Genomic DNA, 24575 nt, shown 5'->3' with positions numbered 1-24575 from the left:
ATCTCCTCCTTACGCTGGCATGATCTTGCAGAGAGTCGCCTTGGTCTCCTGCATCTGGGTGACAGAGTCGTAGCCGTAGGTCTGGGCGGTGTTGGTGGATTCACCCAGAACATACGGATCGGCCCCTTCGGGGTAGTGGGACCTGCGGTCTTCGCCCTGCCAGTGCCCGCCGAAGTGGAAGGGCATGAAGGCCACGCCGGGCGCCACACGCTCGGTCAGCATCGCCATCACCTTGACCTTGCCGCCTTCGGGGCCTTCGACCCAGACCTGGCTGCCGTCCCTGACGCCGAGGTTGTTGGCGTCGCGCGGGTTGATCTCGATGAACATGTCCTGCTGCAGTTCCGCCAGCCACGGGTTCGACCGGGTTTCGTCCCCGCCGCCCTCGTATTCGACCAGACGGCCCGAGGTGAGGATGATCGGGAAGTCGCCCGAGAAGTCGGTCTTCTGGATCGAGCTGTACATCGTCGGCACGCGCCAGAACTTCTTGTCCTCGTAGGTCGGGTAATCCGCCACCAGATCGTACCGGCTGGTGTAGAGCGGTTCGCGGTGCAGCGGCACCGGGTCGGGGAAGGTCCACACGACTGCGCGGGCCTTGGCGTTGCCGAAGGGCGCGCATTCGTGCTTGATCGCCACCCGCTGGATGCCGCCCGAAAGGTCGGTCTTCCAGTTGGTGCCCGGGCCCGCCACGGCGTCGATGGCGGCGCGCTCGTCGTCGGTCAGGTCGCCGTCCCAGCCCAGGTCCATCAGCATCTGCATGGTGAATTCCGGATATCCGTCCTGGATTTCCGAATTCTGCGATGCCACGCCCTCGGCCAGCAGGTTGTCGCCGTCCCGTTCGACGCCAAAGCGCGCGCGGAACGTCAGACCGCCCTTCGAGACCGGCAGCGACATGTCATAGAGGTTGGCCGTTCCCGGGTGCTTCATCTCGGGCGTGCCCCAGCAGGGCCAGGGCATGCCGTAGAAATCGCCGTCCGCCGGGCCACCGTTCGCGCGCAGCGTGGTGCGGTCGAAGGTGTGCTGGTTCTCCATGTGCAGTCGCAGGCGTTCCGGCGACTGGCCGGTATAGCCGATGGTCCACATGCCGCGGTTGAACTCGCGGGTGATGTCCTCGATCAGCGGCTCGTCGCCGTTGATCGCGATGTTGCGGAAGATCCGGTCGGTAAAGCCGAACTTGTCCGAGAAGAGCTTGAGGATCTCGTGGTCCGTCTTCGATTCGAAGAGCGGGTCCACCACCTTTTCGCGCCACTGGATCGACCGGTTCGACGCGGTGACCGACCCGTAGGTCTCGAACTGCGTCGCGGCGGGCAGCAGATAAACACCGTCGGTGCGGTCCTGCATGATCGCCGACACGGTCGGGTAGGGGTCCACCACGACCATCAGGTCGAGCTTTTCCATCGCCGTCTTCATTTCCGGCAGACGGGTCTGCGAGTTGGGCGCGTGGCCCCACAGAACCATCGCGCGGGTGTTGTCGGGCTGATCGAGGTTTTCTTTGTCCTCGAGCACGCCGTCGATCCAGCGGCTGACCGGGATGCCGGTCTGGTTCATCATCTTCTTGCCGCCGAACTCGGCATCCGAGAAGCGGGCCTGCAGCCAGTCCCAATCCTCTTCCCAGACCCGGGCCCAGTGTTTCCACGAGCCTTCGGCCAGGCCGTAATAGCCCGGCAGCGTGTCAGCCAGAACGCCGAGGTCGGTGGCGCCCTGCACGTTGTCGTGGCCGCGGAAGATGTTGGTGCCGCCGCCGGCGGTGCCCATGTTGCCCAGCGCCAGCTGCAAGATGCAATAGGCGCGGGTGTTGTTGTTGCCGTTGGTGTGCTGGGTGCCGCCCATGCACCAGATCACGGTGCCGGGACGGTTGTTGGCCAGCGTGCGCGCGACGCGCTCAAGCTGCGAACCGGGCGTGCCGGTGACGCGCTCGACTTCTTCGGGGGTCCAGCGGGCCACTTCTTCCTTGATCTGGTCCATGCCCCAGACGCGGGTGCGGATGAACTCCTTGTCCTCCCAGCCGTTCTCGAAGATGTGCCACAGGATGCCCCAGACCAGCGCCACGTCCGAGCCCGGACGGAAGCGGACGTATTCGTCCGCATGGGCCGCGGTGCGGGTGAACCGCGGGTCGCAGACGATCAGCGGCGCGTTGTTCTGTTCCTTGGCGCGCAGCATGTGCAGCAGCGACACCGGGTGCGCCTCGGCGGGGTTGCCGCCAATGAGGAAGATCGCCCGGCTGTTGTGGATGTCGTTGTAGCTGTTGGTCATGGCGCCGTAGCCCCATGTGTTCGCCACGCCCGCCACGGTGGTCGAGTGACAGATCCGCGCCTGGTGATCGACGTTGTTGGTGCCCCAGTAGGCGGCGAATTTGCGGAAGAGATAGGCCTGTTCGTTGTTATGCTTGGCCGAGCCCAGCCAGTAGACGCTGTCGGGGCCGCTTTCGTCGCGGATCGCCATCATCTGGTCGCCGATCTCGTTGATCGCCTGCTCCCACGAGATCTTGACCCACTCGCCGTTCTCTTTCTTCATCGGGTACTTGAGGCGGCGTTCGCCATGCGCGTGCTCGCGCACCGCGGCCCCCTTGGCGCAATGAGCGCCGAGGTTGAACGGGCTGTCCCAGCCGGGCTCCTGCCCGATCCAGACGCCGTTGCTGACTTCGGCGACGACGGTGCAGCCGACCGAACAATGAGTGCAGACGGATTTGACGGTCTCGACCGCGCCGGACACCGCCTGTTGCGCGCTGGCCTGCTGGACCGATCCTGCTGTGGCCGCGATCGCGGCAAGCCCGCCGACGGCCAGGCCCGATCCGCGCAAAAAGGCGCGGCGGTCGACCGATTGACCTGCGATTTCAGACAGGATGCCGTTCCGCTGGGGGCGTCGGGCGACCCCGTTGGTCTTTTTCCTGAGCATGTTTCCCTCCCTTTGCACCCCCGCGGGCGCGTGATCCGTTGCGACCGGGCGCGCCGGTCAAATGGCTTGGGCCCTCAGAAGCGGGCCGAAGCGAGGTAGGCGCGGGTGTGCGCGGTATCCTGCATCTTGCCGTCGTCGACGGGCGCAGGGGCGGCGTCGGCCTCGGTGCCGGACGCGGCGACAGCGGCCACCGCGGCAGGCGCGGCGGTGCCGGCCAGTTTCAGAAAATCGCGGCGGCTGGCGCCCTCGGTTTTCGCGGTCATGAAAGGTTCCTTCCTTTCTTCTTGGTCATGCGGCCCGGACCGGGCCACGGTGGATGGCGGAGCAAGCCGCCGGTTCAGCGCCGGATCACTCCGGCTGAAGTCGGAACGCCTCGCGCTCGATCTCCATGAAAGCGCGCCCGACGCTGCCGAGCGCGCAATACATCATGCCCGTCTTCGCGCCCTCGAGGTCGGCAAAGAAATGCCCGGCCCAGGGGGCGAGGTGGCGGTTGAAGAAGGTCTTCTGGTCGGCCAGTGTCGCCGGCGCCGAGAAGCGCCCGACGATCAGCCCCGCCATCACCTCCATCAGGGTGGCTATGTTGTCTTCGGGTTCGTAGACATTGGGCGCGCGGGCGATCCGGCGCGCGGCCAGATCGTTGCGCAGCACCGCCAGCGGCTTTTCGTTCAGAAACCCGGTCAGGTAATAGCTGGCGTAGGGCAGCAGCTCGCCGCGCCCCATGCCGATGAAGAGCGCGTTGAATTCGCGGGTCGCGTCCTTGGGCTTGGTCGTGGCGGCGCATTCCGCCAGCCGCGCGATGGCGCGGCCCAGGTCGGTGTCGTCGCCGGTCAGCCCGGCTGTCTGCGACAGCAGCAATTCGTCCGGAGGCCCGGACAGCATCAACCCAAGATAGTTGTAAAGATCGGCACGAAGACGATCTTCGGGGGCGATATCGGTGGTTTCGGCAGCGGCGCTGCTCATGAATCGTCCTCGAACCTGAATTGCATACGACGGGGTACGGCAACAACTGAGTAGTCGTCGTCAGTTTCGGTCTCAAGCGCCGCTTCGGCCATTACGACCTTGGTCGTAGGTTCCGTAGCAGACCGGTCATTTTCCTGACTCTTTTCGGTGGGTTCGGCTTTGGCCGTCTGCGGCTCCGCCGTGTCGGCCGCCGGGGTGTTTTCCGCCTCCAGCGCCTCGATATGCTTCAACAGACCCTTGCCCACGCGGTAGGCGGTCTTGACCCCCGGCGCGTCGGTCGCGGCGGCGGTGAAGTCGTCGTCGTAATCGTTCAGCCCGTCGAGATTCGCCAGCACCGGGTTCAGCCGCCAGAGCCGACGCAGCGCGCGGCGGCGCAGGCGTTCGGGGACGGCCTTGTTCATGAAGCCCGAAATGTCGTCGCCCAGTTTCAGCGCGTCCGGGTCCGGAAGGTCGTATTCGGCCAGGATCTCTTCGTCGGTTTTTTCGGCGACCTTGGCGGCCTCGGCCTCCTCGGTGGCGCGGGCGCGCGCCTCGGCCTCGGCGGCTTGCTCGGCCTCGACGGCGGCGCGGCGGCGGGACCAGAAATCGCCCCGGCTCATGACCCGCCGGCCTTTCGGGTGCGCGACGGCGCGCGGTAGACATCGGTGGGCTGCGAGATTCGAGGATCGCCGATCCCGTCCTCCTGACGCGCGTCGCGATGCTTGCGGCGCTTGCGTTTGACGAAGGGCTCTTCGACGTAATGCGCCTCGACCCATGCCGCGACCCAGGCGAGCAGCCCGTCGGGCATCGGCACCTTTTCGACGATCTCGTCGCCGCTTTCGCTGAACATCTGCCCTTCGTGCACCGAGGCGGTCACCAGATGCACGTGGTAGGGCCAGTCCGACGCGGGATCCTCTTCGGGCCGCAGCACCACATATACGCAGGGCACCGCCTCAGAAAGGGCGGTCCTGTAGGCCTCGGCTTCGCCACGATAGAGCGTCAGCGGCACGGTGTCGGCGTGAAATTCCGCCGCCTCGCCATCCTCGCGCAGCAGTTTCCAGCGCGCGGGCGGCGCGCCCGGCAGCACGGCGACCGGTTTCCAGACCCATTTGGCCCAGCGCGTCACCCCCGGCAGGCGCCGGATCACGACGCCCACGGGCAGCGTGACCGATTTCTGCGTCTCAAGCGTCACGTCGTCCCCCCTTGCACGGCGTATGCTTTCGCCGCGCGGTTGCCCTTGTCCCTCCCGGACCCGGGCGCTATCCCTCTCCACACGGCACCAAGGTTAAGCGCAGGTCAGGCCTGGATGGCAAGACCCAAGTGCGGAACCGAGGGGGAGATCGGGGGGAAGATCATGGCCAAGACGGTGATGGTGTGCGACTGCCTGGGCAGTCAGACGGTGGATGCAGAGGCGATCGGGGCAGGGAGCGGCCAGCAGGTCAGCCGGGTCTACCGGGCGCTTTGCCAGCAGGATGCCGAAGCGGCGGCCAAGGCCATAGCGGCGGGCGACGTGATCGTCGCCTGCCAGCAGGAAAGCGCGTTTTTCGAGATGCTTGCCGAAGAGCTGGGCGTCGACGCGCCGGGCTTTGTCGACATCCGCGACCGCGCGGGCTGGAGCGACGAGGGCGCAAAGGCCGGCCCCAAGATGGCCGCGCTGGTGACCGAGGGAATGCTGAACGTGCCCGCGCCGCGCGCGGTGGATGTGGTCAGCGAAGGCACCTGCCTGATCGTCGGGCCGGGCGAGGTGGTGTTCGCCGTGGCCGCCGATCTCTGCGAGACGCTGGCGGTGACGGTGCTGCAGACCGACACCGCCGAGCCGCCGGCCGACCGCCGCTTCGACGTGGTGCGCGGGCGTCTCAACCGCGCGCAGGGTGCGCTTGGCCGGTTCGACGTGCGGATCGACGGCTTTGCCCAGCTGATCCCCGGCGGGCGCGGCGGTTTCGGTTTCTCCGCGCCGCGCGACGGCGCGAAATCCGCCTGCGACATCCTGCTCGACCTGACCGGCGACCGGCCGCTTTTCCCCGCGCCCGAAAAGCGCGAGGGCTATCTGCGCGCCGACCCGCGCCAGCCCGCCGCGGTGGCGGCAGAGGCGGCCAAGGCCGCGCAGTTGGTCGGGACGTTTGAAAAGCCCTTGTATGTGCGGCTTGAGCCCTCGCTCTGCGCCCATTCGCGCGCCGAACAGCCGGCATGTTCCAAGTGTCTCGACATCTGCCCCACAGGCGCGATCACCAGCGCGGGCGATCACGTCGCCATCGACCCGATGATCTGCGCGGGCTGCGGCGCCTGTTCGGCGCTCTGCCCCTCGGGGGCGATCAGCTACGACGCGCCGCCCGTAGCGACGATCTTTCGCCGCCTCGACACGCTGGCGGGCGCGTACCGCAAGGCGGGCGGTGCAACACCCCGCCTGCTAGTGCATGACAGCGGTCACGGGGCCGAGATGATCCGGCTCGCCGCGCGCTTCGGGCGCGGGTTGCCCGCCGATGTGATCCCGTTCGAGACGGACACGCTGGCGGGCTTCGGCCATGCCGAGATGCTGGCGGCGCTGTCCTGCGGCTTTGCCGCCGTCGATGTGCTGCTCTCGCCGCGCACCGAACGTGACACCCCCGCGCACGAAACGGCGCTGGCCAATGCGATTGCCGGTCGCGACGCGGTCCGGCTGCTCGACCTCGCCGATCCCGAGGCTTTGCCGGAGGCGCTTTACGACGTGGACGCTGCCAGTGCCGCCGACCCGGTGCTGCCCATCGGCACAAGGCGGCAGGTCACCCGCGTCGCCGCCAAGGCGCTGCAGCCGCAGGGCGGGGTGATCGACCTTCCGGCGGGCGCGCCTTATGGCGCGGTGCTGGTCGACACCGACGCCTGCACGCTTTGCCTGTCGTGCGTGTCGCTCTGCCCCTCGGGGGCGCTGGGCGACAACCCCGACAAGCCGCAGCTGCTGTTCCAAGAGGACGCCTGCCTGCAATGCGGGCTTTGCGCCAACATCTGCCCCGAGCAGGCCATCGCGCTGGAGCCGCGGCTGAACCTCGCCGACAGCGCGCTGTCCCAGCAAGTGCTGAACGAGGAAGAGCCCTTCGCCTGCGTCGAATGCGGCGCGCTCTTCGGGGTCAAGTCGACCATCGAGAAGATCAGCGAAAAGCTGGCCGGGCATTCGATGTTCGCCAATCCCGATGCGCTGCGGATGGTGCAGATGTGCGACAATTGCCGCATCCAGGCGCAGTATCATTCCGAAAACAACCCCTTCGCGGGGGGCGAACGGCCCAGGCCGCGCACGACGGACGACTATTTGGCCGAACGCAAGTCTCCCGGCCCTCGCCGGGACCACTGATCGCCGTCCGCGTCGTCCGCGCCCCGGACCTGATCCGGGGCCTCCAGGCGGCGCGCGGCGAGGTGCCGGGTCAGGCCCGGGACGGCGTTTAGCGGGATTGCACCGGCTGACCCAGGTCTGCGGGGGGCACGTCGGCGACGAAGGCCATGATGTTTTCCAGATCGTCCAGCGTCATCTCGACTGGCGCAATCGGCGACGGTCGGGTGCGGTCGAAGGGAGGCGTGACCTCGGCCACCTGGGTGAAGGCGGGATGCGGGTTGAGCGCGTAGAAGCTCTGGAACCGGTCCTCCCAGTCCGGCAGCGCCTTGAGCACCGCGAAAGAGGGCGTCGAGCCGATCGCGTTCATCCGGTTGGTGTCGTTCACCACATGGCAGCGCCCGCACATCGACAGGCTGGTCTTTTCGCCGCGCGCGGCATCGCCGTCATAGCTGACCTCGGCGACGGCCACGACCTCCTTGACCGACGCGGAGAACACCTGCGCGCCGTCCACCGCAAAGCTGTCCACCGTGCCGCGCCCCACGTCCGAGCGCAGCCAGTCGGCAAAGCGCTGTGCATCCGGGTCTGCGCCCACCGCCAGTTTCCAGACCTGCCCCAGCCCCTCGAAGGCCAGTACGCCGTCCGCGCCGAAGACCGCCTCGGCCTCGGCCCCGTCTTCGACCAGCGTGACCCGCGTCGCGGTCTTGAGCGCGAAACGCGGCAGGATGAATTTCAGCAGACCGCTTTCCGACAGGGCCGCAGGCGCGGCCAGCCGGAACGCCTTGTCGTCGGCCATGGCCCACGACGGCGCGAACAAAAGCCCCAGGGCCAGCAAACCGTACCGCATGGCGCACCTCCTCGTCTTGCAAGCCTACGGGGGCTGGCTTACACCGGTCAATGCTGCAAATTCTGGACAGGAGGGGAGCGGTCCGATGAGCGACGATTTCAACATGTCGATGCGCAAGTTTCTGAAACAGGTGGGCGTCACCAGCCAGCAGGCCATCGAAGAGGCGATGCGCGGCGCGGGTACCGCGGGCAAGGAGTTCGAGGCCAAGGTGGTGCTGACCATCGACGGGCTCGACCTTGAACATGTGGTGACCGGCAAGATCAAGGGACAGGACTGACGTGGCAGTAACGCGCGAGTCCGTTCTGGCCGCTCTGAACACCGTGACGGATCCGGTGTCGGGCAAGGATATCGTCGAGGCCGGTCTGGTCCGGGCGCTGAACGTGGACGGCGCGTCGGTGCGTTTTGTGCTCGAGGTCGCACCCGAGCGCGCCAAGGATTACGCGCCGGTGCGCGACGCCGCCGAAGCGGCGGCGAAAGGCGTCGACGGGGTGGCGCAGGTCACCGCCGCGCTGACCGCCCATCAGGCCAAGGCCCCGCCCGACCTCAAGGGCAACGCGGGCCACGGCAAGCCGGTCAGCCCGCTGCAGGGCGGGCCGGAAAAGATCCCCGGTGTGCAGAGCATCATCGCCATTGCCAGCGGCAAGGGCGGGGTGGGCAAATCCACCGTCTCGGCGAACCTGGCCTGTGCGCTCGCGGCCGAGGGGCGGCGCGTGGGTCTGCTGGATGCCGACGTCTACGGGCCGAGCCAGCCGCGGATGCTGGGGGTCAGCGGACGCCCGGCCAGCCCCGACGGCAAGACCATCCTGCCGATGCGCAATTTCGGCGTGACGATGATGTCCATCGGGCTGATGACCAACGAGGGCCAGGCGGTGGTCTGGCGCGGGCCTATGCTGATGGGCGCGCTGCAGCAGATGATGATGCAGGTGCAATGGGGCGCGCTCGACGTGCTGCTGGTCGATCTGCCCCCGGGCACCGGCGACGTGCAGATGACGCTGGCGCAGAAGGCGCAGGTCGACGGCGCCATCGTGGTCAGCACACCGCAGGACGTGGCGCTCTTGGATGCGCGCAAGGGCATCGACATGTTCCAGCAGATGAAGGTCCCGATCCTCGGGCTGATCGAGAACATGTCCACCCACATCTGCTCGAACTGCGGACATGAGGAGCATATCTTCGGCCATGGCGGCGTCGCCGCCGAGGCGGAAAAGCTGGGCGTGCCGCTCTTGTCGGAGATTCCGCTGCACCTCGATATCCGCATGGCCGCCGACGGCGGCGCGCCGATCGTGGTGTCGAAACCCGACAGTCCGCAGGCGACGGCGTTCCGAGACTTGGCGCGCCGGCTGGTGGAGATGGGCAAGGCATGAGCCTCGCCCCCACGTTCCCGCCGCTGATGCAGGGCAGGCTGGCCGGGGCGCAACCGCCGTTCGAGGCGGCGCTGCGCGCCGCGCGGGAGGGCTGCGACGCGGGGCTGATCCTTTACGATCCGGGCCCGGCGGCGCTGGAGGCGGCCATCGTCCTAGCCCCCGAGGTGCCGCTGGCCGAGGCCATGACCATGCTGCCGCTCTGCGGCGTGTCGCTGCAGAACGCGCTGGGCGCGCTGGGGCCGTCGGAACTGGCGGTCCAGCTGGGCTGGTTCGGCGAGATCGTCGTCAACGGGGCCAGTGCGGGCAGGCTGCGCGCCGCCGCCAGCACCGCCGATCCGGCGGCGCAGCCGGATTGGCTGGTCGTGGGGCTGTCGCTGGACTTCGTACCGGAGGGCGATGGCGGCGACACCCCGGACCGCACGGCGCTTTATGCCGAGGGCTGCGGGGATCTGACGCCCGAACAGGTGCTGGAAAGCTGGTCGCGGCACCTGCTGACCGGCATCCACCGCTGGGAAGACGAGGGCATTGCCGCTTTGCACCGGGACTATTCCGGCCTCGTGCACGGTCTGGGCGACCCCATGCGGCACGGTGGCGAAAGCGGCACGTTTCTGGGCCTCGACGAACGTCTGGGCCTGTTGTTCAAGACGGCAGGGGGTACGCGGCTTCTCCCGCTGACGCAGCTTCTGGAGGAGGGACGGCCATGAACCTTGCCCGCGCGATCCATTTCGACGAATCCGACATGAACGTCTTTCATTCGCCGGCGCGCACCGGTGAATGGTGCGTGTCGGGCGGGTTCGAGTTTTCCAACTGGACCGAGGCCGACCTGACCGGCAAGGCGCGACAGGCCTTCGCGAACGGCTGGCTGGGGGTGGAAACCTTCGGCCGGGTCAGCTTTGTCGCGGTGACCAAGATCGAAGAGGCGGAACGCGACATGCTGGTGGACCGGCTGGCGCGGCATTTCGTCGAGGTCTACGGCGCGCCCTCGGTCGAGGCCGCGTCGCCGGTGGCGGCGGAAGAAATCGCGCAGATGGTGCAGATGTGCGACGACCACGCGCCGAACACGCTGCTGACCGTCGCACGTGAATTGACCGAGGCCGGGGTGCGCGAAACGTTCCGCGTGATCGCGCCGCAGGAGGCCGACATCATGCAATTCGCCGTGCACGGGTCGCTGGACGAGTGAGGCCCGAGCTCTGGCAGGCACGGTGCGCATGAATGCGCACCCTACACTGTTGCGCGCGGCCCCGTAGGGTGCGCATTCATGCGCACCGCTCCCGCTGCTGTCACAGCAGGCCGCGAATCGGTTCCAGAAGCCCCTTGTTGCGCAAGGTCCGCACCGGGTAGCTGTCGTCGTGCAGGATGCGGTCGATGGAGAACCCCGGTTCGATCTTGGCCAGCTTGTCCGCGGTGGCCTTCGCCTTGTCGTATTGCCGGTCGAGCGCGTAGAGCGCCAGAAGGTGGCGATGCGCCGGGCGAAACGCCGGCGCGGCGCGGGCGGCGGCTTCTCCGGCCTCGATGGCGATGCCGGGGCGGTTGCAGGCCACGGCCACGATGCAGTGATACAGATCCCACCAGTGGCGGAACGGCGAGTGCCGCGCGATCTGCCGCGCGCGATCGGAATGCTCCAGCGCCTTGTCGTGCTCGCCCGCGAGATTCGTCGCGACCGCCAGAGACAGCCAGCCGAACCCGCCCGAGGGATTTCGCTCGACCGATTGCTTTGCCAGGTCCATCGCTCCGGCCGCATCGCCCAGCGCCATCACCCGCACCTGGCCGATCAGCGCCTGCACCAGCGCGTTGTCGGCGCCCTGTTCCAGCGCCTTGTGGTTCATCTCGTGCAATTCGTCGGACACCGCGTCGATGTCCTTTTCCAGCAGCTCGATCATCTGGATGTTGCGGATCAGGCAGCGCCAGGCCGTGTAAATGCCGTTGCCGTCGATGTCATGGGCCTGGCTGAGCAAGCTGTCGGCCTCGCGCAGCGCCTCCGGCTCAAAGCTGAACATCCGGTACATCGCCAGACGCGACAGCGCGGTCGCGCGCGCCTCGGGGCGCGTCGTCTCGACCGCCAGCGGCAGCTTGCTGAGCGCCCGGTCGGCCGCCTCGAAAACGATCGAGGCCACCCGCACGCTGGGGGTCAGCACCTCGGCCGGGCTGTCGAGACTTTCCTGCATCGAATGCAGAACCCGGGCCGAGGGCAGGTGCACGATCTTGATGTAGACGAAGCTCGACCCTTCGTTCTCCACCAGATCGCAGCATATCTCGAGATCGCCGCGGTCGTTATCGCCGGCGTCCAGCGGCAGGCCCGCCTGCCGCCAGGCGCGCACCTGCTCGGCGATGTTCTCGCCGATCCGGTCGGTGAGCACGTCGCCGATCAGGCTCGCCATCCCGCCGGTGTGAACCTGGGTCCGGCAGCGCATCAGAAGCCCTTTGGGCTGCGAGGGGCGGGCCGCGTCGAGCCGGGTCTGCAGCCGCGCGCGCTCTTCCCGCAGCCAGTCCTCGAATTCGGGGTCGCGCACGTCCAGCCCTTCCAGCAGGTCGCGGCTGCCCTCGATCTTCAGATCCGCGCTGAGCACGTCGACATCCAGTTGCGCGGGGACGAGCGAGATTGTCGTGCGATCGGCGAGGATGCAGCCGGAATGCGCCCCCAGCATGGTCCGCAGCTTGCTGAGCGCCTGACGCAGATTGGCGCTGGCCTGTTCGGGGGCGAAGGTGCTCCATAGCTTGTCCTCCAGCCAGCGGCGCGGGCGCGACATGCCCGGGCTGAGCACCAGAAGCGCCAGCAAACCCTGGTTCTTGGCGCCGACCGGCGTCAGGTTCGCACCGTCCGCCGCCGTGACCTGAAGCGGGCCGACGAGTGTGATGCGCAGGTGTCCCTCGTCCTTCTTCATGCCAAAGTCCCCTAAACCTAACCGGGTTGCCAACCGATTGATGTCAACGAAGGCATAGCATCGGGGCCATGTTCCGGCAATGGGCGTGAAAGATGCGTTAATTCTTCGCGCAGAGCGCGATAGGCTTTGACCGGCGGCGCAGCATCATGAAATGGTTCAAATAATTGTTTGGCACGGGGGAGCTGTATGACAATTTACGGCGGACAAGGTGGCCAGGGCGGGCAAGGCGGCCAGGGCGGACAAGGTGGCCAAGGCGGCCAAGGCGGCCAAGGCGGCCAAGGCGGTCAGGGTGGCCAAGGCGGTCAGGGCTTCGGGGCCTCGCCCTATCTTACCAATGCCATGGCGCTCGCGCGCGATGGCACGCAGCATTATTGGAATGGGACGGCCTCTCGAACGCCGCCGCAGGCCGGGCGCGACACATGGCAAGCGTTCAAGGCGCTGGCCGGCTTCCCGCGGCAATCGGTGATCGACCAGGCGCTCTTGCAGATGTTCACCGTCGATCTGGACAGTTCGGACCAGGCCAACACAACCGGCGGTATCTCGATCGGGGGGCAGACGCTGGCGACGCTGGAAAAGCCCGAGGCCGAGTTCCTGGCGGAGCACCAGCTGCATTTCTTGCGTGCCGCCGCCGATCTGCGCGGCGACCGCATGGCCGAGATCGTGACCGAGACGACCGACCTCATGTCCTTCTTCGGCATGGTCGGCTATCTCAGTGAAGAGGCGACCAAGTGGACGCTCTGGGTCGCCAACGCCGCATGGCGGCTGGCCAACAACCTGGAAATGCCTCTCAAGCTTGGCTTCGACGTGCCGCGCCCGATCACCATGTCCTACGAGGTGCAGCCCTGCATCCAGACGCCGGGTCATGGCGCCTGGCCAAGCGGGCACGCCACCGAATCCTTCGCGCTGGCGACCGTGCTGACGCGGCTCGTTTATCCGGGGGCGTTCGATCCCAAGGCGGCGATCACCGCGCAGAACGAGCTTTACCGCCACGCCGCGCGCATCGCCATGAACCGGACCGTGGCCGGGGTGCATTACCCGTCCGACAGCATGGCCGGTGCGGTGCTGGGCATCACCATGGCCGAGGCGCTGGTCAATCTGCTCGACGGCAAACCGGCGACGCCGCAACGCACCTATCACGGCGCCAGCTATGCGGGGGATTTCAATCTGACCCTGCTGGCCGAGGCGCTTGACTACGACGCCATCATCGGCACGGGCAGCACCGATCTTTCCGGTGTCACGGCGCCGGCTTGGATGGCGCATATGTGGGCGGACGCCCTGAAGGAATGGACCCCCGGCACTGGGGGCTGAGAGTTTTAACGAGTTTTAAAGGTGGCGCGCGGAGTCTCCGCGTGTTTTGGTGACCAGTAGGCCGGAGGTGCAGACCTCCGGCCAAGTTTTTTTGGGAGCACTAGATCTGAAAGGCTTCGATGCAGTCTGCGAGCGTGTCGCGCAGAAGTTCGGAGGGTTCGTAATCCAAAAAGAGTATGATTTTCCATTCATCCAAAACACTCTCGGGAATTTGACCATCGGGTAAGGTCGCGAGTACCCAACATGCGTGGGCCTTCCATCTTGCCCCGCCAATTTCGGCCTGCCCTCTTAACTTGAAAATACGGAAGACGTCTTCGTTATTGAGCGAGCCGTCCTTGGCTTTTTGAATCAAACCTGGCGCATGAACCTTTAGAATGATCAATCCCGTATAGAGATGTAGCCTCGCTTCGGGACGCTCAATTGGCTCAGGGGTTAGTACTGCAAGCGCAGCGATCCGTTCGACATCTCGCAGGCCGAGACCTGCGTGGTGATCGACGTATCCAAGATATGTTTCAAGCCATCGAAACTTCCACGAGGCCTCCAGCCCCAGTTGCTCCGATACGTACCGAAAGTGATCGATTTGCAGTTGAGTCGATGGCCCCCTGCGCGCAGGCCGCGGAACAAGCGGCATCGTCAGCGTGATGAATTTTTGCAGATACTTTTCGGCCTGAACCCCGGACCCGTACCTTGCTCTGACCGAGTTGGCCAATTCCGCCGAATTCACACCAAGGATGAAGTGCACGTTCGGAACGTCGAAGAAGTGCTTGATCACTTCCAGCAGGCTCAGTGCATAGTCCGGCCGGCATCTGTCCAGCTCGTCGACAACGATCACCAGCTTGGTCTCGTCAGATGCGACCTGGGACAACCCCTCGCGGAACCCTTCCATGGCGTTGCGGCGATTTTCCTCGGTGCGCCAGAAGTCTCGTGTCGCGTCGCCAAGCTCTTTGCTGCCAGCGTCCAGCGCATCGTCGGCAAGGCTTTGCGTGGGGTCCGGAATCTCGTGCAACGCGCCGGCTGTTGCATATGCGATCCCGAGGCGCAGCAATGCCCGCCCGAACATGGGCGCGTAGCTTTTGACCTTGGCCAGCCCCTTTTTCTTTGCCGATCCGGATTTCGAGCCGCCCAAGCTCTCCAGGCGCTCGGCGACGACCCCGACGATGGAAACCAGCGGATCGTCCAGGTAGTCGTGTTTGAAGGCGTCGAAATAGACCGTTGTGGCCGTGCCGCCGTTCTCAGCGACATGCGCGCCGACCCAGCACTTCAGGAAAACGGATTTCCCGGCACCCCATGGGGCGTCGAGCGCGACCACCATCGGTTCCGAGACCCGTTCGACCAGATCGGACAGCTTTTGGCCATCCTTCGCGCGCCCAAGTCTGCAGTGCTTTTCAAAGCCCTCATTATAGAGGTCGATCTTTGGTTCCGGCACGGTCAGCCGCATGGTGTCCTCCGGGCAGAGCAGGCGGCATGACGTGTCGGCGCGACCTCAGTTGCGCGGCCGCGCGCCGGCGTGAATGTCGACGGTCACCGGGCCGAGGCGCGTCTGCGCGGCGGCGGGGACAGGCACCAGCGGCAGAACGGCGGGGTCGAGATCGTCGATCTGGTTGCCGCCGCCTTGCGCGGCATTGGCGACGATCGTCGGCGCGCACATGGCCAGCGCCCGGGTCATGCGCCCGGCGGCGACGCTGGTGCCGTTCAAGAGCCGCGCGCTGTCGGTATAGGTGCCCGCGGCCAGAACGCCCCAGAAGAGCCGCCCGTCGTCGGCCACGGTGGAACCGACCGGCCCGTGCATCGTCCATTCCGCCCCTTCGGCGGTGTAAAGCGAGGGCGGCAGCGAGTCCGTGGCGGTGTCGCGCTCGACCGCGCCGACGGTGAAGACCTGCCGCACCGGCACGGGCGGATGCGCATCAGGCGTCCAGCCGGCGGTGGTCAGGGCGCTGAGGCTGTCGGCGTATTCGATGGGGCAATCGTCGGCCAGGTGGCTCCAGTCCTGCAGGGTCTTGTCCCAGCCATAGGCGCCGGGCGCGTCGAAATAGGATTGCCGCGCGCCGGGCCGGTAACCGGCGAGGCTCTCGTCGCGCTGGACTTGCAGATGCACCGCCGCCTCGTCCGCGCCCTCGTAGCGGAGGCCGATGGTCCAGGCGCCAGCGGTGGCCAGCGCCTCGCCGGCCAGCTTGTTGTCGGTCTGTGCAACCGCAAGGACATGATGCGCGCGGCGCACCTGCCCGTCGTCCAAGGGGTGTTCGGGCACATGATAGAGCCGCGCCACCGCCGCGCCGTTGCGCATCAGCGACCGGTATTCCCCCGGCGGGATCGGCGCAAAGCCCGAGGCCACGCCATCGGGCGTGGTCAGCGCGATCTGCAACGCGGTCGAAGGGGTCGCGGGGTCGGTGTGGATCTCGACGAAGCTCGCGGTTTGGTCGCCGGGCTGGATGCGCCAGGTCAGGTGCCGGTCGCTGTCCTGCGCCGCGCTGCCCGCGTCATAGCCGAAGCGCGTCACCAGATTGCCGCGATAGGCGTTGCCGAAGGACCAGACCACGCGCACCGGCTGGCCGGTCACCTCTTCCCACAGCTTGGCCTCGCGCGCGACCTGGTATTCGGTGAACCGCGTACCGTCCTTGGGCCCGGCGAGGATGCCCATCGACAGGTTGACGATCACCGGCGCCTTGGGGTCGATCTGCGCCGCCTGCCGCAGGATCCAGCGAATGCCCTGCACCATGTAATTCTCGAACTTGGTGCCCGACGTGTCCTCGACCGCCGAGGCGGGCAGTTGCACGCCAAGAAGCGGCCAGTCGCGCGCAGGATTGCTGGCGTCGTCCGGGTCGGCCCCGGCGGCCAGATCGAGAACATGGGTGCCGTGGGTCAGCGCGAAATCGGTCGAGCGGCGTTCGTCGATGCGGCAGAGCCGGGCGTTGAGCGCGGAATAGACCGCCCATTCGTCCGGCGCCGCGCCCTGGTCGAGATAGGCGTCGATGTCGCGGCGGGTCAGCACCTCGCCCAGATAGACGCGGCGCGGGGCGTCGCCCTGCCGGGGTGCGGCCTCTTCGATGGCCTGCAGCCAGATCGCCTCGAACCGGCTGCCATAGCCCTTGCCCTGCCGCCGCCGGAACCGCGCGTTGAGAAAGCCGATGCCGTCGTCGATGATGGCGACGATGGGCGTGGTCTTTTTGGGTTTGCGCCCGGTGGCCGGTTCGGCGACCGCGCCGGCGGTGCCGACGGGGATCGCGCCGGGATCGAGGTTCACGGTGCTGCCCACGTCCAGCAGCAGCCAAAGCGACGCCTGATAGTCGTTCGCCGTGCCGAGCTTGCGGTAGAGCGCGTATTCGTCGGGCAGGCCGGGGTAGGTGCCTGGGCGCGACAGCCTTTCCTGCAGGAAATCGTATTCGTGCGGGTCCATCACCACCGGGGCCGCCGGGTCGTTGACCAGCGCCGACAGCGCGGCGCGGGCGGCTTCGATGGTGGCGGGCTGGCCGACGGGCTTGAGGCGGATGAAGATCGGCTGATAGCGGTCCGGCGTGGGCTGCGGCGGCGGCAAAAGCGCCTCGCGGCGGGCCTGGATGAGGCCGGTCCAATCCAGATAGGCATCCCAGAAATCATGTGGGCTCGAAGAGGTCCAGCTCTGCGCCATCGCTCGCTCCTGCTAATCGCTTTGTCTTTGCGGATAGCAAAGGCCGCGCGGGTCATCCGGTCAAGCCGTGCACCGTCATTTGCGCGTTATTCACGCCGGCAGCGGCAGGATTGCTGGCGCCGACCTGCATTTTAACGCGCGTTTTTGCGGCGCGGTTGCGCTGCATTCACGGGCAGGTCACGCTGGCCTGTCAGCCTTTACCTCACGCTAATTCGGGCACCGCCCCGGCCGGACAAGGCCACGCGGGCCCATCGACAGGGGGATCGCGCCATGACCGCTCAAACAACCGCTCCGCTCAAAGCCTTCAACGTCGTCGACGGCGGTCTCGGCGAGGCCGCGCGGGTCGGCGATCACGCCATTCTCACCCGTGACGTACCGCGCCACGGGGCGGCGGAACTGGCCGCCGACATGGCCGAGGTCTATGCCATGGCGCTGCTGCGCGACGTGCCGTTCGACGCCATGACCAACCCGCATCACACCGTCACGATCGATGGCGGAACGCGTTTCACCCTCCACGAACTGCTGTGCGAGCTGCGCAGCCTGACGTGGTTCGATCGTTCCGCCGTCTCGTTCCGGGACGTGGACGACACGGCCTTCTCCCGGGCCGGTCTGGGTGACGAAGGCCATCGCCGTTCCCTGCGCTGGAACGGCGATGGCCAGCTGACCCTGCGCACGCTGTTTCGCGGCGGTGTCGCCTGCGACGGGCCCGCCGCGCCGATCTCGCCGCTGTGGAGCCAGGGCATGCGCCCGTCGATCCGGGCGGCGCTCGGCACGGTTCCGGGCGAAGCGGCGCCGATGTCGGAATGGATCGACTGGCTGGACCGCACCGTGGGCGCCGATCTGCCTTTGCCGGGGCACGACGCTGCGCCGCGCTGCCACGTCGTCACGCCGCGCGGTCTTGCCGAGCAGGTGCACACCGCGCATCCCGGCCAGATCTTCTTTGCGACCGCGCTGCGGATGCTGGGGCTTGGCGTCGGCTATGACGCGGGGATCAGCGCCACGCCGGTGCTGCGCCGGCACTGGACGGCGCAGCGGCTGCTGACGCTCATGTGCTGCGCGGTGCGGCGTGCAACGGCGCTGGCGCAGGTCCGCGCGGGGCGCACCGATCGGTTGTCGCGACCGGGCGTGACGGCGGCGCGCTTTGCGGTCATGCATGCGCGTGACGATCTGCACAGCGGCCCGGACGGGGTGTTACTGCGCGCGGCGATCGACGAGTTGGCGAACGCCTGTCCGAACCTCCTTCATTGGGTGGGCCGGATGAACGCCACCACCGGCGACCGGACGCGGATCCGCGAGACCCTGCATTTGCCGGTGATGTGCGAGGACGGCCTGCCGCTGCATCCCTCCGACGGGGCGGCGCAGGCGCTGACCGCCGGGGCGCTGGTCACGGTGATGAAGGCGGTCTTCGATCTGCCACGCCACCAACCCCACCTGGCCACCGCTGCCGCCACGGGCGTGGATGCCGCCGGGCTCGACCGGCTGGCCGGCGACGTGGCGCTTGGGCGCATTGTGGCCGGAGGCTATTATCACGCCGAGAACCACGCCGATCTGCGCATGGGCGAGGCGCTGGGGCTGCAGATCCTGCGTGAGGCGCTGGAAGGCGACAACCTGTCGGCCTCGATCGGGTTCAGCGGGCTGGACGGGCAACGCCATGCCATTTCGGCGAACCCGAGGGCTTTTCGCTGCGGATATGCGAGCCTGCGCGTCGACGGTGACTTTACGCCCTGGCCCGCCGACGGGCGTCGTGGCGCGGCGAAACTCACGGCGGTGGTCTGAACCAGGCCTGGCGCCGGCGTCAGCGGCATATGCCGCGGGGCTCGGCGCCGGACCAGGGCAGGCGGACCAGCGGGCGGTCCAGCGCCTGCTCCAGCCGGTCCACGGGCATGTGCCGGCTGATCATGTCGCGCAGCCGCGCGGTGCGCGGGGCCTGCGGGTCGAGCAGGCGGCAGCAGACGTATTCCTCGACGATCGCGCCTTGCTGTTCATAGCCGTAGGTCAGGAAATCGCCTTCGGTGTCGGGCTCGAAGAGGTAGGGATCGGGGCTGTCCCGGTGCTCGCGCGCGGCCTTGAGCGGGTGATACCCGGTCTCGGCGCGGTTCTGCCATTGCCAGACATGGGCCAGCTCATGCGCCACCAGCATGGCGTCGGCCAGGTCGATCAGGCCGGGAAAGCCGGGCATCAGATCGTCGCGATAAAGATCGCGGCGAAAGAGCACCGTGTTCAAGAGCACCATCGCCCCGGGCGACACGGTGACCGTCTCGCCATCAGAGGGCGGAAAGATTCGCTCCTGACAGGTCAGGCGCGGGCGCACGGGGCGCGTGTAGGTGAAGGATCCGGCGAAATGCCCGTTATGAAAGCGCACGGACGCGGTGTCGACCGCGGGGCCCGCGAGAGCGTCGGCAAAGGCGGTCTCGCCCTCGGTCAGGGGGCGGCCGCAGGCGGCCAGAAGGCACAGCATCAGGATCAGCGTCATCCGCATTGGCGCAGGGAAGCGCAAGCGGCGCGCGGGCGCAAGTCTTCGGAGTCGCTCAGGGGCGGTGCGCAGTGAATGCGCACCCTACGGGGGCGGGACAAGGCTTTCTTAACCATGTGCCGGGCATTGTGTGGGCATGCCGAATTATCTTCGCCCCGACAGGCCTGGCGCCTGCATCTTCTTCACCGTCGCCTTGAACGAGCGCGGCGCGTCGCATCTTACCGGCAATATCGGCCTGCTGCGGCAGGCCGTGCGCCAGACGATGGTGGAACGGCCGTTTCGCATCGAGGCTTGTGTCGTTTTGCCCGATCATCTGCACATGATCTGGAAGCTGCCGCCCGGGGATGCGGATTTTTCGACCCGCTGGTCGGTGATCAAGGCACGCTTTTCGCGGCAGATGGAGCCTGGACCGCGACGGCTCAGCCATGTCGCGCGGCGTGAGCGTGGGCTGTGGCAGCGGCGATTCTGGGAACATCATCTGCGCGGGCCGGCGGCCCTGGCCGAGGCGGTGGCCTGTTGCCACGAGGACCCGGTGAAACACGGGCTGGTCGCGCGCCCGGAGGATTGGTTGTATTCGTCGATCCACCGGGCGCGGGATATTGCGTCCGGTGCGGCGGCGTAGGGTGCGCATTCACTGCGCACCGGGCCCGTATGAACCGGGGGGGCAGGTGCGCAATGAATGCGCACCCTACGGTGTCGGTACCTGTCAGCGGGTGAATTTCTTGAATTTCACCCGTCTCGGCTCCAGCGCGTCGGCGCCCAGGCGGCGTTTCTTGTCTTCCTCGTAATCCTCGAAGTTGCCTTCGAACCATTCCACATGCGCCTCGCCTTCGAAGGCCAGCATATGCGTACAGATCCGGTCGAGGAAAAAGCGGTCGTGCGAGATCACGACCGCGCAGCCTGCGAAATCCACCAGCGCGTCCTCGAGCGCGCGCAGCGTCTCGACGTCCAGATCGTTGGTCGGTTCGTCGAGCAGCAGCACATTGCCGCCCGACTTCAGCAGCCGCGCCATGTGCACCCGGTTGCGTTCACCGCCCGACAGCAGCCCGACCTTCTTCTGCTGGTCGCCGCCCTTGAAGTTGAACGCCCCGCAATAAGCGCGCGAATTCATCTGCGCGTCGCCCAGCTGGATGATCTCGGCCCCGCCCGAGATCGCCTCCCAGACAGTGGCCTGCGGATCGAGATCGTCGCGCGACTGGTCGACATAGCTCAGTTGCACGGTGTCGCCGTATTCGATTGTGCCTGCGTCGGGTTTTTCCTGCCCGGTCAGCATCTTGAAAAGCGTCGACTTGCCCGCGCCGTTGGGACCGATCACGCCGACGATCCCGCCCGGCGGCAGCGAAAAGCTCAGATCCTCGATCAGCAGCTTGTCGCCCATGGCCTTTTTCAGCCCATTGACCTCGATCACCTTGCCGCCCAGCCGCGCACCGTTGGGAATAACGATCTGCGCGCGGCCCACGCGTTCGCGCTCGGACTGGCCGGCCAGCTCTTCATAAGCCTGGATCCGCGCCTTGGACTTGGCCTGCCGGGCCTTGGCGCCCTGGCGCATCCATTCCAGCTCGCGCTCCAGCGTCTTCTGGCGGGCCTTGTCTTCGCGCGCCTCGTGGGCGAGCCGCTTGGCCTTTTGCTCCAGCCAGCTGGAATAATTGCCCTCGTAGGGGATGCCGCGCCCGCGGTCGAGCTCGAGGATCCAGCCGGTGATGCTGTCGAGGAAGTAACGGTCGTGGGTCACGATCAGGATCGTGCCCTTGTATTCGATCAGGTGGTTCTGCAGCCAGGCGATGGTCTCGGCGTCGAGATGGTTGGTCGGTTCGTCCAGCAGCAGCATGTCCGGAGCTTCCAGGAGCAGCTTGCAGAGCGCCACACGGCGCTTTTCGCCGCCTGAAAGCGTGGTCACGTCGGCATCGTCCGCCGGGCAGCGCAGGGCCTCCATCGCGACGTCGATCTGGGCGTCCAGATCCCACAGGTTCTCGCTGTCGATCTGGTCCTGCAGCGCCGCCATCTCATCGGCGGTCTCGTCGGAATAGTTCATCGCCAGCTCGTTGAACCGGTCGAGCTTGGCCTGCTTCTCGGCGACCCCGTCCATGACGTTTTCGCGCACGGTCTTCGACGCGTCGAGCTCGGGTTCCTGCGGCAGGTAGCCCACGCGCGCGCCCTCGGCGGCCCAGGCCTCGCCAGTGTAATCCTTGTCGATCCCCGCCATGATCCGCATCAGCGTCGATTTACCGGAGCCATTGACGCCGACAACACCGATCTTCACGCCCGGAAGAAAGGAAAGGCGAATGTTTTCAAAGCACTTCTTGCCACCCGGATAGGTCTTGGACACGCCATCCATATGGTAAACGTACTGATAGGACGCCATCGAAATTCTCCCTGCTCGGTCTCGCGCCGGTGTACTCGGGCGGACGCGGCTTTGCAATCGCCCGCGCGGCCTTGGCTAGCCTTTAACCTGACCGCAAGATTCGCCCTGCTAATGGGTTTGCGGACTGAAATGCGGACCCTCGCGGGGCGCGGTGCGGACGGAGGCCTCGGATGGCAGAGCAGAACACGGTCAAGAAACGCAGCATGTGGCGGCGCATGTCGATCCGGCACCGGTTTCCGATCCAGATCGCCGTGCCCACGCTTTTGGTGGTGCTCGCGGCGATGCATTTTACCGATCATCAGGCCTCCAGCGCGCTTTACCAGGAACGAATCGCCAAGTTCCACAGCGTGATCGAAGGACGCCGCATCGCTCTCACTGAATGGGCCGAGGGGATCGAAGAGGATCTGCGCATCCTGTCCACCGGGTTTGCCACCCGCGACGCGCTGACCAGCTTTTCGCAAGGATGGGTGTTTCTGGGCGATCAGCCCACCGAAAAGCTGCAACGGCTGTACATCGACGACAATCCCAATCCGGTCGGGTCGAAAGATATGCTCGACACTGCCGCAGACGGGTCGCTCTGGTCGCAGGTGCATGCGCGTTTTCATCCGGGCTTCCGCACCATTTTGAAAGAGCGTGGCTTTTACGATGTGTTCCTCTTCGATACCGATGGCAACCTTGTCTATTCGGTGTTCAAAGAGACCGATTTCGCCACCAATTTCGCTGACGGGCCGTATCGCGACTCCGGCCTGGGCCGGGTCTTTCGCGCGGCGATGGCGGCGCCGCCGCTCGCCGCGCAATACGAGGAATTCTCTGCCTATGCGCCCAGCAACGGCGCTCCGGCCAAGTTCATCGCCATGCCGGTTTTCGATCATCTGGACAACCGGATCGGTGTGATCGCGGTTCAGATGCCGATTTCCGAGATCGCGCGCATTCTTACGGATTCCGACGCGCTGGGCGAGACCGGGATCGCCTATGCGGTCAGCACCGGCGGCGAGATGCGCAGCAGTCTGGACCGGCCCGGCGCGCCCGCCGTGCTGGAGCCCGCGCCGCCGACGCCGCAACTCGAGACGGCGATGCGGCTGGAAAACGCGATTTTCGAGGACGTTCCCGGCATCGCGGGCGATTCGGTGCTGGCCGTGACGGAACCGTTGGAGGTGGCTGGGACGAAATGGTCGATCATCCTGGAACAGGACATGGATGAGGCCTTTGCGGCGCAGCACGCGCTGCGGACGAGCATGATGATCGAGATCGGCATTGTCCTGTCGGTCGTCGCATTGTTGTCATATTGGCTGACGCAGTTGCTGACCGCCCGCGTCACCAGAATCGCCGAGGCGGTGGACCGGATGATGAAGGGGGATTACGACACCGACATTCCCGAAACCAAAACCGGCGACGAGGTCGGGGCCATCGCCAGGGCGCTCAAGGGTTTGCGGGACGACCTTACCAAGGGGCGCGAGGCGCAGGACGGCGCGGTCGAGCGCGCGCAGGCGCAGAACGAAGTGATCGAGCGGCTGAGCGAGTCGCTCAACGCGCTGGCCGCGGGCAAGCTGGATTGCGCCATCGACAGCGAACTCGATGCCGAATACGAAAGCCTGCGCGCGGATTTCAACGTTACGGTGGACGCGCTGCGCGACATCATCGAGCAGATGCAGGCCACGTCTCTGGCCATCGACAGCGACGCCCGCACCCTGTCCTCGGGGGCCGAGGAATTGTCCCAGCGCACCGAAAACCAGGCCGCCACGCTGGAAGAGACCGCCGCCGCCATGGAAGAGATCACGGCCAGCGTGCAGGGAACGGCGCAGGGTGCGAACGACATTGTCTCGGCCATCGATACCGCCCGCGACGTGGCCGAACGCGGTGACGAGGTGCGCTCGCGCGCCGTCGAAGCGATGGGCAATATCGAGGATTCCTCCAAGCAGATTGGCCAGATCATCCAGGTGATGGAGGATATCGCCTTCCAGACCAATCTGCTTGCGCTCAATGCCGGGGTCGAGGCCGCCCGGGCAGGCGAGGTGGGCCGCGGCTTTGCCGTGGTCGCAAGCGAGGTGCGCGCGCTGGCGCAGCGTTCTTCGGACAGCGCGGGCGAGATCCGGAACCTGATCGTGAATTCCAACAACAATGTCAGCAACGGGGTCAAGCTGGTCTCGGAACTGGGCCAGTCCATCGATCAGATCCTGACCGAGGTGCGCGCGGTCGCGGTTCAGGCACGCGAAATAGCCAGCGCCGCGTCCGATCAATCCAACGGTCTGTCGGAAATCAATACGGGCATCGTCATGCTGGACGACGTGACCCAGAAAAACGCCAGCATGGTCAGCGACAGCGCCGACGCCAGCCGGACCCTGTTGAAGAAATCCATGGACCTGCGCGAACTGGTCAGCCATTTCGAAGGCACGGCCGCGTCCGACGTGCCGCTCAGCCCTGACTGGGAGGATGTCGGCATCGACCCCGAACCGGCCCTCGCCGCCTTCGAGGAAGAGATCGCTGTTCCCGCCACTCCACTGCCGGTCGAGCGGCCTGCAAGAGCGGCCAACGGAGCGCAGGCGGCGGGCATCTGGGAGGAGTTCTGACCCATCCCGGGCCGCGCCGCC

20 protein-coding genes are annotated in these 24575 nt (G+C 66.6%); 9 read left to right on the top strand and 11 right to left on the bottom strand.

The genetic code is table 11. The features are described 5' to 3' along the window. Positions 1-9 precede the first annotated feature (9 nt). From RXV88_RS14295 to RXV88_RS14275, 5 genes are all read right to left on the bottom strand, one after another. The gene (locus RXV88_RS14295) at positions 10-2892 is read right to left on the bottom strand and encodes a formate dehydrogenase subunit alpha (RefSeq protein ID WP_316294003.1); all 2883 of its coding nucleotides are present in this window, start codon (positions 2890-2892) and stop codon (positions 10-12) included. Between the two features lie 74 nt (positions 2893-2966). After that, positions 2967-3155, bottom strand: coding sequence for a twin-arginine translocation pathway signal protein (locus tag RXV88_RS14290; RefSeq protein WP_316294001.1), 189 nt, complete (start codon positions 3153-3155; stop codon positions 2967-2969). Between the two features lie 85 nt (positions 3156-3240). Further along, complete coding sequence (locus RXV88_RS14285; RefSeq protein ID WP_316293999.1) at positions 3241-3852, bottom strand: molecular chaperone TorD family protein; 612 nt, start codon at positions 3850-3852, stop codon at positions 3241-3243. Further along, complete coding sequence (locus RXV88_RS14280) at positions 3849-4451, bottom strand: DUF3306 domain-containing protein (RefSeq protein ID WP_316293996.1); 603 nt, start codon at positions 4449-4451, stop codon at positions 3849-3851. The genes RXV88_RS14285 and RXV88_RS14280 overlap by 4 nt, the downstream gene beginning before the upstream one ends. Further along, positions 4448-5023: a DUF3305 domain-containing protein gene (locus RXV88_RS14275; RefSeq protein ID WP_316293994.1), complete on the bottom strand. Its 576-nt coding sequence runs from the start codon at positions 5021-5023 to the stop codon at positions 4448-4450. Before RXV88_RS14275 ends, RXV88_RS14280 begins: the two co-directional genes overlap by 4 nt. Before the next feature lie 162 nt (positions 5024-5185). On the opposite strand from RXV88_RS14275, the gene RXV88_RS14270 reads away from it, so the two are divergent. Then, a complete protein-coding gene (locus tag RXV88_RS14270; protein WP_316293992.1) occupies positions 5186-7153 on the top strand; it encodes a 4Fe-4S binding protein in 1968 nt (655 codons plus the stop codon). Between the two features lie 88 nt (positions 7154-7241). Here the strand turns inward: RXV88_RS14270 and RXV88_RS14265 are convergent, their stop codons facing one another. Next, the gene (locus RXV88_RS14265; protein WP_316293990.1) at positions 7242-7976 is read right to left on the bottom strand and encodes a hypothetical protein; all 735 of its coding nucleotides are present in this window, start codon (positions 7974-7976) and stop codon (positions 7242-7244) included. An 85-nt stretch (positions 7977-8061) separates the two neighbouring features. Between RXV88_RS14265 and RXV88_RS14260 the strand changes: the two genes are divergently transcribed. The 4 genes from RXV88_RS14260 to RXV88_RS14245 are packed head-to-tail and all read left to right on the top strand — an operon-like array spanning position 8062 to position 10517. Then, positions 8062-8253 carry a DUF6494 family protein gene (locus RXV88_RS14260; protein ID WP_316293988.1) on the top strand — a complete coding sequence of 64 codons (192 nt, stop codon included), beginning with the start codon at positions 8062-8064 and terminating at the stop codon, positions 8251-8253. 1 nt (position 8254) lies between these two features. Further along, entirely contained in the window at positions 8255-9337 is a 1083-nt protein-coding gene (locus tag RXV88_RS14255) for an Mrp/NBP35 family ATP-binding protein (protein ID WP_316293986.1), read from the top strand. Beyond that, a complete protein-coding gene (locus RXV88_RS14250) occupies positions 9334-10041 on the top strand; it encodes a biotin/lipoate--protein ligase family protein (RefSeq protein ID WP_316293984.1) in 708 nt (235 codons plus the stop codon). The genes RXV88_RS14255 and RXV88_RS14250 overlap by 4 nt, the downstream gene beginning before the upstream one ends. Continuing rightward, positions 10038-10517: a DUF6505 family protein gene (locus RXV88_RS14245; protein WP_316293981.1), complete on the top strand. Its 480-nt coding sequence runs from the start codon at positions 10038-10040 to the stop codon at positions 10515-10517. The genes RXV88_RS14250 and RXV88_RS14245 overlap by 4 nt, the downstream gene beginning before the upstream one ends. 100 nt (positions 10518-10617) lie before the next feature. Here RXV88_RS14245 and RXV88_RS14240 read toward each other — a convergent pair whose 3' ends face one another. Next, positions 10618-12219, bottom strand: a complete 1602-nt coding sequence (locus RXV88_RS14240; RefSeq protein ID WP_316293979.1) for a transcriptional regulator — start codon at positions 12217-12219, stop codon at positions 10618-10620. Between the two features lie 339 nt (positions 12220-12558). On the opposite strand from RXV88_RS14240, the gene RXV88_RS14235 reads away from it, so the two are divergent. Further along, entirely contained in the window at positions 12559-13527 is a 969-nt protein-coding gene (locus tag RXV88_RS14235; protein ID WP_316293976.1) for a phosphatase PAP2 family protein, read from the top strand. A 100-nt stretch (positions 13528-13627) separates the two neighbouring features. On the opposite strand, the gene RXV88_RS14230 is transcribed toward RXV88_RS14235, so the two are convergent. Together RXV88_RS14230 and RXV88_RS14225 are read right to left on the bottom strand one after the other, a co-directional pair. Then, positions 13628-14965, bottom strand: coding sequence for a P-loop NTPase fold protein (locus RXV88_RS14230; RefSeq protein ID WP_316293974.1), 1338 nt, complete (start codon positions 14963-14965; stop codon positions 13628-13630). 45 nt (positions 14966-15010) lie between these two features. After that, on the bottom strand, positions 15011-17152 hold the full coding sequence (locus RXV88_RS14225) for a S8 family serine peptidase (protein ID WP_316293972.1): 2142 nt from the start codon (positions 17150-17152) through the stop codon (positions 15011-15013). Positions 17153-17422: 270 nt separating this feature from the next. On the opposite strand from RXV88_RS14225, the gene RXV88_RS14220 reads away from it, so the two are divergent. After that, on the top strand, positions 17423-18928 hold the full coding sequence (locus RXV88_RS14220; RefSeq protein ID WP_316293970.1) for a bromoperoxidase: 1506 nt from the start codon (positions 17423-17425) through the stop codon (positions 18926-18928). Positions 18929-18947: 19 nt separating this feature from the next. On the opposite strand, the gene RXV88_RS14215 is transcribed toward RXV88_RS14220, so the two are convergent. Continuing rightward, positions 18948-19631 (bottom strand): hypothetical protein, encoded by a 684-nt coding sequence (locus tag RXV88_RS14215; protein WP_316293968.1) that lies wholly within the window; start codon positions 19629-19631, stop codon positions 18948-18950. A gap of 130 nt (positions 19632-19761) precedes the next feature. On the opposite strand from RXV88_RS14215, the gene RXV88_RS14210 reads away from it, so the two are divergent. Next, the gene (locus RXV88_RS14210) at positions 19762-20247 is read left to right on the top strand and encodes an REP-associated tyrosine transposase (RefSeq protein WP_316293966.1); all 486 of its coding nucleotides are present in this window, start codon (positions 19762-19764) and stop codon (positions 20245-20247) included. 84 nt (positions 20248-20331) lie between these two features. Here RXV88_RS14210 and ettA read toward each other — a convergent pair whose 3' ends face one another. Beyond that, complete coding sequence (ettA, locus tag RXV88_RS14205) at positions 20332-21987, bottom strand: energy-dependent translational throttle protein EttA (RefSeq protein ID WP_316293964.1); 1656 nt, start codon at positions 21985-21987, stop codon at positions 20332-20334. Positions 21988-22157: 170 nt separating this feature from the next. Between ettA and RXV88_RS14200 the strand changes: the two genes are divergently transcribed. Continuing rightward, the gene (locus RXV88_RS14200; RefSeq protein ID WP_316293961.1) at positions 22158-24554 is read left to right on the top strand and encodes a methyl-accepting chemotaxis protein; all 2397 of its coding nucleotides are present in this window, start codon (positions 22158-22160) and stop codon (positions 24552-24554) included. Positions 24555-24575: the final 21 nt, after the last annotated feature.

Origin of the sequence: Aestuariicoccus sp. MJ-SS9, assembly GCF_032586235.1 — a bacterium.
In the GTDB taxonomy this organism is placed as follows: Bacteria; Pseudomonadota; Alphaproteobacteria; order Rhodobacterales; family Rhodobacteraceae; genus Aestuariicoccus.
This window is presented reverse-complemented; position numbering and strand designations above follow the sequence as displayed.